This window comes from Streptomyces sp. GbtcB7 (assembly GCF_019091445.1).
Lineage (GTDB): Bacteria > Actinomycetota > Actinomycetes > Streptomycetales > Streptomycetaceae > Streptomyces > Streptomyces mirabilis.
Genome location: NZ_JAGXJM010000131.1, coordinates 1 through 614, shown reverse-complemented (window position 1 = coordinate 614; position 614 = coordinate 1). Strand labels below are relative to the sequence as shown.

The following is a 614-nucleotide window of genomic DNA, read 5'->3' as shown; positions in this document are numbered from 1 at the left end:
GATCGGAGGGTCACCCACCACATGATCGTCAACGAGCCCGTCCCGGACACTTTCGAGGACACCCCGGCCAGGGACCGCGACCCCGACTGGTTCAAACGCGCCGTCTTCTACGAGGTCCTGGTCCGCTCCTTCCAGGACAGCAACGGCGACGGCATCGGCGACCTCAGGGGCCTCACCGCGAAACTCGACTACCTGCAATGGCTGGGCATCGACTGCCTGTGGCTGCCCCCGTTCTTCAAATCACCCCTCAGGGACGGCGGCTACGACGTCTCCGACTACACCGCCGTCCTGCCCGAGTTCGGTGACCTCGCCGACTTCGTCGAATTCGTCGACGCCGCCCACCAGCGCGGCATGCGCGTCATCATCGACTTCGTCATGAACCACACCAGCGACCAGCACCCGTGGTTCCAGGAGTCCCGCACCAACCCCGACGGACCCTACGGCGACTACTACGTCTGGGCCGACGACGACAAACAGTACGAGGACGCCCGGATCATCTTCGTCGACACCGAGGCCTCCAACTGGACCTTCGACCCGGTCCGCAAGCAGTACTTCTGGCACCGCTTCTTCTCCCACCAGCCCGACCTCAACTACGAGAACCCCGCCGTCCAGGA

Annotated in this window: 1 protein-coding gene; it reads left to right on the top strand. The window is 64.5% G+C overall.

Going from position 1 to position 614, the window contains the following annotated elements; all coding sequences use genetic code 11:
• Positions 1 to 21: 21 nt before the first annotated feature.
• Positions 22 to 614 (top strand): alpha-amylase family glycosyl hydrolase (locus KVT44_RS55530; RefSeq protein ID WP_254651236.1); only part of this gene is annotated, 593 nt, incomplete at its 3' end.